We start from the raw sequence: 9,368 nt of genomic DNA on the forward strand, positions 1-9,368 counted from the left end.
TCGACCAGGGCTTTGAGGCGGGGCGGGTGTATGAGCGGAAACATACGGCCGATTCGTCAGCGCCCGCACCGGCCGATGCGCCGGTTGCCGCCTCCCCCATCCCTGCGACCTGCACGCCGCCGGCAACTGCGTATAGGCCGCCATCTTTGCCACCTTTGCCGCCTTCGGCCAGTTATACGTCGTCCGGCCCGGCTAAACCGCTGCAACAACAATAAGCGCGGCTTGAACCAAGGTGTTGCTTGGGCCAAACAGCACACATGGCGCCGCCCTTACTTCTTCTGACCGACATCTCCCTTACGCTTGGCTCCGTGCCGCTTCTGGAGCGCGCGACGCTCTCCGTTGGCGCGGGGGAGCGTATCTGCCTTGTGGGCCGCAATGGCTCGGGCAAATCCACCCTTTTGAAAATCGCCTCGGGTGAGGTGCCATTTGATGGTGGAACGCGGTTTTTTCAGCCGGGTGCCACTATGCGCTATCTGCCGCAGGAGCCGGACCTCTCCGCCTATGCGGATGTGATGGAGTATGTTCTGGCCGGGCTGGGGCCGAATGATGATGAATATCGCGTCCGGTATTTGCTGGGCGAGTTGGGGCTGAGCGGAGCTGAAAAGCCCAGCCATCTTTCAGGCGGTGAGGCCCGCCGGGCGGCGCTGGCACGTATTCTGGCGCCGGAGCCAGACTTGTTGCTGCTGGACGAGCCGACCAACCATCTCGACCTGCCCGCGATTGAATGGCTGGAAGGGGAACTGAAATCGGTGTCCTCCGGGTTGGTACTGATCTCCCATGACCGGCGGTTTCTGGAAAATCTCTCCCGCTCCATGGTCTGGCTGGATCGAGGGCAGACGCGGCGGCTGGATAAGAGCTTCGCGCATTTCGAGGCTTGGCGCGATGAGGTGCTGGAGCAGGAGGAGCAGGAATTCCACAAGCTGGGCCGTAAGATCGCCCGTGAGGAAGATTGGTTGCGTTATGGCGTGACGGCGCGGCGCAAACGCAATGTGAAGCGTCTGGCCGGGTTGCATACGCTGCGGGCTGAGCGGCGGAATTTTACCCATAAGCTTGGCACCGCCAAGCTGGCCACGCTGGATGCCGCGACTTCTGGCAGGATTGTGGTGGATGCGGATGGCATCTTTAAGAGCTTTGGCGAGAAACAGGTGGTGAATAACCTGACTTTTCGTGTGCTGCGCGGGGACAGGCTGGGCATTGTCGGCCCCAATGGCGCGGGGAAATCCACGCTGTTGAAATTGATTCTTGGCCAAATGGTGCCTGACTTCGGCGCGGTGAAGCTGGGCTCTGCCCTGGATGTGGTGACGCTTGATCAGCAGCGCGCGGATTTAAACCCGGCCGCGTCCCTGGCGGATACGCTGACTGGCGGCAATAGCGACCAAGTGGTGGTGGGCGGTCAGGCGCGGCATGTGATTGGCTATATGAAGGACTTTCTGTTCAAGCCGGAGCAGGCGCGCACGCCAGTGGGCACGCTTTCGGGCGGGGAGCGCGGGCGGCTATTGCTGGCGCTGGCGCTGACCAAGCCTTCCAACCTGCTAGTGCTGGATGAACCGACCAACGATCTTGATCTGGAAACGCTGGATTTGTTGCAGGAGATGCTGGGCGATTATCCGGGTACGGTAATTGTGGTCAGCCATGATCGAGACTTTCTGGACCGCGTTTGTACCTCGGTGCTGATGTTCGAAGGGCGGGGGCGCTGGGTGGAATATGCGGGCGGTTATTCTGATATGCTGGCTCAGCGTGGGGCGGGGATTGAGGTGGTGAAGGCTGAAAAAGCTGAGAAAAGAACAGCGCCCAAACAAGCGCCGGCCGTAATTGCCTCCGCGAAAACCAAAATTTCCTTTAAGGAGCAGCATGAGTTGAAACAACTCAATGGGGATATCGCCAAGCTGCAGTTACAGATGGCCCAGCTAGAAGACATTCTGGCTACGCCGGACCTTTATACTAAAGATCCCAAGAAATTCGCCCAGGCCACGGCGGCGCTGGCGGACCTGCACGCCAAGCTGGAAAAAGCCGAGGAGCGCTGGCTGGAGCTAGAGATGCTGAAAGAGGGCTGAAACAGCAGGTTTGCTTAGGTTTTGTTAAATTATTCTGGTTCTATTGTTGCTGTTAAGAAACGCAAGCGGAGCCGGGTGGATGAGTTTTTGGAGTAAGCGCGGGCTGGATGCCGGAACGCGGGAATTGCCCTTTGAGGTCATCCTGCATCACATGGTCGTGCCGATGTTCGTATTGAACGCCAAGGGTGAGGTGGTGTTCTGGAATGAGGCTTGCGCTGAATTAACGGGTCTGCCCGCGCATGAGGTCATGGGTACCAGCAACCATTGGCGTGGCTTTTATCAACAGGCCCGGCCCTGCTTAGCGGATCTTGTTTTGCAAGGTGCGCAGGAGAGAGCAGGGGCGCTGTATGCCGCCCATTCAGACCAAGCCGCCAAGGATGGCAGGATGCTGGCGCAGAACTGGTGCGATCTGCCCTGCGGCAAGCGGCGTTATCTGCGGATTGACGCGGGGCCGTTGCGCGGCCCGGATGGCGAGACGAATTTTGTTGTTGAAACGCTACAGGACCTGACCGCGATTAAAGAAGCGGAAGCGCAGATTATCGCTGAGCGCGAGGCGGTGGCGCGTCAGCAGCATAGCGTGATGGAGTCGTTGGGCCATGGGCTTGAGGCGTTGGCCCGCGGCGACCTGCAAAACCAGCTGACGACAGCGTTTCCCGGTGAGTATGACCGGCTGCGGAAGAATTTTAACGCCGCGTTGGAGCAGCTTGCGGAAACCATGCAGGCGGTGCGGGGCAATAGTGGCGGCGTGCGCGCTAGTGCCCGGCAGATGGCCCAGTCAGCGGATGATCTGGCGCGTGGCACTACCCAGACTGAAAACGCATTGTGCCGTACTGCTGAGGCAATGGAGTTGATCACCAGTTCCGCCCGCAATGCCGCCAATGGCACCAGCGAGGCCAGCCGTGTGGTCACCAGTGCCCGCAAGGAGGCTGAGCAGTCAGGCGGCGTGGTACGGGAGGCTGTGAATGCGATGGGCGAGATTGAAGCCTCTTCCCGCCAGATAGGCAATATTATTGGTGTGATTGACGAGATCGCCTTCCAGACCAACCTGCTGGCGCTGAATGCCGGGGTTGAGGCCGCCCGTGCTGGGGATGCGGGGCGTGGCTTTGCCGTTGTGGCGACGGAGGTGCGAGCACTGGCCCAGCGTTCCGCTGATGCCGCCAAGGAGATTAAGGCGCTGGTTTCCACCTCTGGCGCGCAGGTTGAGGCGGGGGTGCGGCTGGTGGGTGAGGCGGGCGCGGCGCTGACCCGGATTGTCACGCATGTGGAGCAGTTGAACGGCATGATCAACGCCGTCGCGGATGCAGCCCGGCAGCAAGGGATAGGCTTGACCGACATGGATAAAGCTCTGGCCCAGATGAACGAGGTGCGCGGCAAAAATGCCCGGCTGGTGGAGCAAGCCAATGCCGCCAGCCACGCCCTGAATGAGGACGCGGAAACGCTGGAGGGCTTGTTGCTGAAATTCCGGCTGGCGGGCGGCACTGTTTCCCGCCCAACCCGGGAGACGGCATTAGTGATTTGAGGGTATAAGGGCTTCTCGTGGGAAGCCCTTATAAATGAGGTCTAATCCCGGCCTTTGAACGGATTTTCCGTACCGCGCAGATAGATGCGGATGGGCACGCCCGGCATCTCGAACACTTCTCGTAGGGAGTTCACCAGATAGCGCTGGTAGGTCTCCGGCACCTGCTCGGCGCGCGTGCCGAACAAGGCGAAGGTCGGGGGGCGGGCCTTGATCTGGGTGATGTAGCGCAGCTTCAGGCGGCGGCCATCCACCAAAGGCGGCGGGAAGCGTTCCAAGGCGGCCTCGAACCAGCGGTTGAGCTGGCTGGTGGGGATGCGCAGATTCCATTTCTCGTAGGTATCGCGGATGGCAGGGAAGAGTTTTTTTATCCCTTCGCCGGTTTCCGCCGAGAGCGGCACCAGGGTGATGCCTTTCATCTGGCTGAGTGAGATGGAGATACGGTCCAAGGCGGCTTTTTTCGCGTCTGGACGATCTTCCACCGCGTCCCATTTGGTGAGTGCTATCACGCAGGCGCGGCCTTCGCGCTCGATAAGGCGGGCGATTTGGAGATCCTGCTCCTGCACGCCCTGGATGGCGTCGATGGCTAGAACCGCCATTTCGGCGCGCTTCAGTGCTTCGATCGAGGAGGAGGTGGACATTTTTTCTAGCCCGACATCCACTTTCGCGCGCTTGCGCAGCCCGGCTGTGTCCACCACGCGGTAGAGTTTACCGTCTGGCCCTTCGAAATCGGCGGAGACGGCGTCGCGCGTCAGGCCCGGTTCGGGGCCAGTGATCATGCGCTGCTCGCCCAGCAGATAATTCAGCATGGTGGATTTGCCCGCGTTTGGGCGGCCGACAATGGCGAGGTGAAGCGGTTTGTTCTCCTCATCCTCGGCAGGGGTTTCCTCATCCGGTAGGCGGCTCGCGATCTCGTTCATGAGATCGTACACGCCTTCATTATGCTCGGCGGAAATCGCCACGGGCTCACCGAAGCCGAGCTCATAGGCTTCCATGGCGTTGGCTATGCCGCCGCGCCCCTCGGCTTTGTTGGCGATGACCAGCACGGGCCGGTCTTTCCGGCGCAGCCAGATGCCGAAATGCCGGTCCTCGGGGATCAGGCCCGATTTTGCGTCGAATACGAACAGCACCAGATCCGCCTGGTCCACCGCCGTTGACGTGGAGGCGCGCATACGGCCCGGCAGCGTGTCCGGCGGGGCCTCCTCAAGCCCGGCCGTGTCTACCATTAGCACCTTGCGGCCGCCAATTTCGCAGACGGCTTCCTTGCGGTCACGCGTGACGCCGGGTGTGTCAGCCACCAGCGCCAGACGGCTGCCAACAAGCCGGTTGAACAAGGTGGATTTGCCGACATTGGGCCGGCCGGCAATGACGACTCGTGGGAGCTCAACCATAGGCGGTCAGACGGGCATTGCGGGTGAGCTGTAACAGCTTGCCATCCACGGCGATGGGCGGCAGATCGGCGGGGGCGCCAAGCTTGATCGTTTGTTTCAGCTTGCCGGTGATGGCATCCACCAAGGCGGCTTCTCCTTGGTCGCTCACGCTGATTAGCGTGCCGTTCACCAAGGACGGGCCGGACCAGATGATGGGGTGCTTTTTCTTCTTCATGTTCTTGAAGGGCTGAAGCTGGGTAGACCAGCTCACCAGCCCGTCGTCTGCGTGCACGGCGAACAGCTTGGCCTTGGAGTCGAGCAGGAACAGGAACCCGCCGGATGCGGCGGGCGGCTGGGTGCCGGTGGCCTCATGCGTCCAGACCTTGGCGCCGGAATGCAGATCCACCGCCATGAAAGTGCCGTCCAGATTGATGGCATAAACCACCCCACCCGCGATGACAGGTGGTGCCACGACATCTGACAGGTCCAGCGTGCTGGACTGGCCAAAGCCTGCGGCCAGGCTTTGCTCCCAAACAGGGGTGCCGGAATTGGAGTCGATGGCCGCGAGCAGCCCGGTGGAGAATCCGGCTACCAGAATGCCGTCAGCGAAGGCCGGGGCGCCAGTGACGCTGGCGGCGGTCATTGGCGGTTTGCCGACCGCGCCGGAGAAGCGCCAGCCCGGCGTACCGGATTGTTCGTCGAAGGTCAGCAGCAAGTCGTTTTGGCAGACAATGGCCACCAGCCCGCCCGCTACCAGCGGAGCAGAGCGCGCCGGGAAGTCTAGCGGCTGGCGCCAGAGGATTTTGCCGGACTTGGCATCCAGGGCCAGGGCCTCGCCATAGCCGGTGCTGGCGTAGAGTTTGCCTGAATCTAAAGTGATGCCGCCGCCGATATTCTGGGTGCTATTATGTTTAGGGCGGGTATTCATGCGCCAAACTTCATGGCCGTCAGCCAGGGAAAAGGCGCGGATATGCGCACTGGAATCCATGGTGAATACGTGCCCGCCAGAGGCCACAGGGCTGGCGGCCAAAGGCTGCCGATAGCCGCCGGCATCGCCGATTTCCGCTTGCCAGCTTTCCTGGAAGCTGACCGGACCGGCCACGTTGCCCGGCGCGTGTGCCGGGTTGGCCAGAGGCTGCGGCCAGGATTGCAGCGCATTGGCGCTGGGCAGGCTTACGGCGGGGGCGTTGCTGGAAACATCCATGCCGCTGCGGTCTGGCAGAACGGGGATCTGCACCCCTAGAATGGGCGGCTTTTTAGCCGAGGAGCAGGAGGCCAGCAGGCCGAGCAGGCCGATAGTCGCGGTACGGCGGCGCATCATGGGCTGTTTCATCCGTTTAGCTTGGCGAGCATGGCGCGGGCGCGGCTGCGCGTGCCTTGCGGCACGGTGGGGTCATCCTGCACTTGGGTGAACAGGGACTTGGCCATCGCTTTGTTGCCTTCGTTTAGATAGACCATCGCCTGCATTTCACGCGCCAGGCCATGATAAGGGTTTTTCGCCTGCAGCATGGGCTGGAGCCGTGCCAGAATGTCTGAATCCTTGGCGGTGCCGAGCTCATGCTGGGCAAAAAGCAGATTGGCGACGTCGCGCATGAGAGGGGAGGCGGCTTCGTCCGCGCCTACCCGCGTCCAGAGTTCGGCGGCCTGCGCGGTGTCGCCGGTGTTTGCGTACAGAGCGGCGGCGCGCATCCGCGCCATGGTCTTGTAGGTTTCCGGCGCGTTGGCGGCAAAGCCCACGAGTTGCTTCGCTGCGTCCTTGGCTTCGTCCGGCGTCAGTTGGCCGCTGGGCTCATCAACCGGCTGGGTGATGGCGAGATATTGGGTCGCCGCTTTGTCGGCCAGTTTCTTCTGGTGGGCTTGCCAATATTCCTGCCCGGCCACCCCTACCAGAACCAGAACGGCGGCCAGTATAAGCAGCACGCCATAGCGTTTGGCGAGCCGCATGGCCCGTTCATGGCGCAGATCCTCGGCAACTTCGTCTAAAATATCGACCACGCGGCTCTTTCCTCTTTGCCGGTTTGTCTTAGCCGGGGTGGGCGCTGGCGGCAACGCAGGCAGCCAGACGTTTCGCGGCGCGTTCTTGACCCATTAGCGCCAGCAGCGGCGCCATCTCGGGGCCGTGCTCCTCACCCGTGAGGGCCAAGCGCAGCGGCTGATAGAGAGCCTTCCCCTTGGCACCAGTGACGGCGGTAATGGCGGCGGCCCAGCCTTTCCAGTTTTCCGGCGTCATCTCCGCGGGAATGGTCTCGCTGGCAGCCTTGATAACGGGTAGGGCCTCGGGCGGTAATTCGGGAGTGATGATTTCGCCATGTACCACCTCCCACCAGCGGCGGGCCTCGGTAAGCATATCCAGATTGCCGCGCACGGCGTCCCAGAAGGCGGGGGCGGCGCCTTCGGGTAGGCGTGCCTGCACGGCCTCATAGGGCAAATGGTGCAAGAGCTTGCGATTCAGCCCCAGTAGCTGAGAGGCATCGAAGCGCGGTGGGGAGCGGGAGAAATCATTGAGCGAGAATTGCGCGATGAGCTCGGCCAGCGGCAAGGGCGCGGCGTCTTTGGAGGTGCCAAGACGGGCGAGATAGGCGCAGAGCGCGGCGGGCTCGATGCCGTCCTTGCGGAGCGATTTCAGGGAAATGGAACCGATGCGCTTGGAGAGTTTTTCTCCATCCCCGCCGGAAATGAGGGGCAGATGGGCAAAACGCGGTAGCACCTTGCGGGTGATGGCCTTGAACAGGTCGATTTGTACCGCTGTGTTGGAGACGTGGTCCTCACCCCGGATGATATGGGTAATGCCCATATCCGCATCGTCCACCACGGAGGTGAAGGTATAAAGCGGGGTGCCGTCGGCACGGATGAGCACGGGGTCTGATACTGTGGTTAGTTTGATGCTGCGCCCGCCTAGGACCAGATCGTTCCAGTTGGCTGAATCGTCTGAGAGCTTGAAGCGCCAATAGGGAGTTTTGCCATTGGCCTCGGCGGCGGCACGCTGCTCGGCGGTCATGGATAGGGCAGCGCGGTCATAGACTGGAGGCAGCTTGCGGCGGATGAGGGCGGCGCGTTTGGCGGCTAGCTCGTCCTCGTTCTCAAAGCAGGGGTAAAGTCGCCCGGAGGCCTTGAGTTGTTCCGCGACCTCCTGATATCGGGCAGCGCGGGAGGATTGCTTGGCTTCCTCGTCCCACTCAATGCCCAGCCAGCGCAGATCGTCATAGATGCCCTGTTCATATTCGGGGCGGCCGCGCTCTGTGTCGGTATCGTCCAGACGGAGAAGGAATTGCCCGCCCTCATGCCGGGCGAACAGGAAATTCACCAAGGCCGCGCGGGCGTTGCCAACATGAAGATAGCCGGTGGGGCTGGGGGCGAAGCGGACTTTAACCATCAGCCGGGGGTTAGCCCTTTTTTCGAGCGGGGGGAAGGCGATACAGGCAAGGAGAGGAGGTATAAAATTTCTTTCCTCCCCCACTTGCCAGCCTCCTCCAGTCCGGTTTATACGCCGCGACACGAAGTGGTATGGGGCTATAGCTCAATTGGTAGAGCGTCTGCATGGCATGCAGAAGGTCAGCGGTTCGATTCCGCTTAGCTCCACCAAATTTCTCTTTCGTTTTTTAGAAGACAAAGCCCTAGGAGCTTGTCCCTGTAATCTTTGGGGCGCCATTTGACTGCGTTGAGCAGTTGTTTCGAGTGGGCGGCGCTACTCCTCACACGGTGAGTATTGCGAGGTCGTGGGCAGTGCAGATCATTGCCCTTTCTCCTTTTACCTTATCGATACCGGGGAGGAGGAATTGCCGGAAGCCTCTGGCCTTCTTGATGTGTCCAAACACAGGTTCGACGGTGTATTTTCGGATACGATATCGGCTTTGATGCCCGCCTTTTCGGAGCCTGACGAGCATGGCTTGAACCAGCTTGCCGCCTTTTTTGCCGCTGCCTGGCTTGCTTGCGCGCCCGGCCGCCACATAGCCGCAAACCGTGCACGCGTTGAGGTCCTCAAGATTGACCTCCGAACAGAAGCCATTATCGGCGGAGACTTCGTTTGGCATCTCGCCAGTATTTGCCTCGACTGCATCGAGTAGCGCCAACAGGGCGTCCTGATCAGAACCATTGTTGGTGAGGCGATGCGCCACGATGATCTGCACGCCAGCATCGACAGCAGCCTGTGGGTTGTACGCTTGGATGAAACCATCGCGGCTTTTCATGATCCAGCTTTGCGGATCGGTGAAATTGTGCTGCGTCTTGGGCTTGGGTTTGCCTGGCTCGTGTTTTGGGGTTCTGCCTGGTTGTGGTTTAGGGCTGCCGTCAGGGGGGGGGCGGCGGCCGCGGCCGGGCCGCTTCCGCAGCACGGGCTTCAGCTTCAAGCGCGGCCTTGGCGGCACGGATGCGCGCCAGCCGCGCCTGCTTGTCACGCATCCGGTCCGGTGGCTCGTCACCGCGGCGCGT

Annotated in this window: 7 protein-coding genes and 1 tRNA gene; 3 read left to right on the top strand and 5 right to left on the bottom strand. The window is 61.3% G+C overall.

Features of this window, described 5'->3' with window-relative positions; all coding sequences use genetic code 11:
- The first annotated feature begins 257 nt into the window (after positions 1-257).
- Both BUB54_RS16290 and BUB54_RS16295 read left to right on the top strand, forming a co-directional pair.
- A complete protein-coding gene (locus tag BUB54_RS16290; RefSeq protein ID WP_048880107.1) occupies positions 258-2,054 on the top strand; it encodes an ATP-binding cassette domain-containing protein in 1,797 nt (598 codons plus the stop codon).
- 79 nt (positions 2,055-2,133) lie between these two features.
- Positions 2,134-3,573: a methyl-accepting chemotaxis protein gene (locus tag BUB54_RS16295; protein WP_052948433.1), complete on the top strand. Its 1,440-nt coding sequence runs from the start codon at positions 2,134-2,136 to the stop codon at positions 3,571-3,573.
- Between the two features lie 41 nt (positions 3,574-3,614).
- Here the strand turns inward: BUB54_RS16295 and der are convergent, their stop codons facing one another.
- From der to gltX, 4 genes are read right to left on the bottom strand one after another with little or no spacing between them, the layout of a single operon-like run.
- On the bottom strand, positions 3,615-4,961 hold the full coding sequence (gene der, locus BUB54_RS16300; protein ID WP_048880106.1) for a ribosome biogenesis GTPase Der: 1,347 nt from the start codon (positions 4,959-4,961) through the stop codon (positions 3,615-3,617).
- Positions 4,954-6,261 carry an outer membrane protein assembly factor BamB family protein gene (locus BUB54_RS16305; protein ID WP_048880105.1) on the bottom strand — a complete coding sequence of 436 codons (1,308 nt, stop codon included), beginning with the start codon at positions 6,259-6,261 and terminating at the stop codon, positions 4,954-4,956. The genes der and BUB54_RS16305 overlap by 8 nt, the downstream gene beginning before the upstream one ends.
- A gap of 8 nt (positions 6,262-6,269) precedes the next feature.
- Positions 6,270-6,935 carry a tetratricopeptide repeat protein gene (locus tag BUB54_RS16310; protein WP_048880104.1) on the bottom strand — a complete coding sequence of 222 codons (666 nt, stop codon included), beginning with the start codon at positions 6,933-6,935 and terminating at the stop codon, positions 6,270-6,272.
- A gap of 28 nt (positions 6,936-6,963) precedes the next feature.
- Positions 6,964-8,313, bottom strand: a complete 1,350-nt coding sequence (gene gltX, locus BUB54_RS16315; protein WP_048880103.1) for a glutamate--tRNA ligase — start codon at positions 8,311-8,313, stop codon at positions 6,964-6,966.
- 133 nt (positions 8,314-8,446) lie between these two features.
- On the opposite strand from gltX, the gene BUB54_RS16320 reads away from it, so the two are divergent.
- Positions 8,447-8,522: transfer RNA gene (locus tag BUB54_RS16320), tRNA-Ala, on the top strand.
- Positions 8,523-8,632: 110 nt separating this feature from the next.
- On the opposite strand, the gene BUB54_RS16325 is transcribed toward BUB54_RS16320, so the two are convergent.
- Positions 8,633-9,358 (bottom strand): transposase, encoded by a 726-nt coding sequence (locus BUB54_RS16325; RefSeq protein ID WP_342351566.1) that lies wholly within the window; start codon positions 9,356-9,358, stop codon positions 8,633-8,635.
- Between the last annotated feature and the right edge of the window lie 10 nt (positions 9,359-9,368).

The sequence above is a fragment of the Acidocella aminolytica 101 = DSM 11237 genome (assembly GCF_900129125.1).
In the GTDB taxonomy this organism is placed as follows: domain Bacteria; phylum Pseudomonadota; class Alphaproteobacteria; order Acetobacterales; family Acetobacteraceae; genus Acidocella; species Acidocella aminolytica.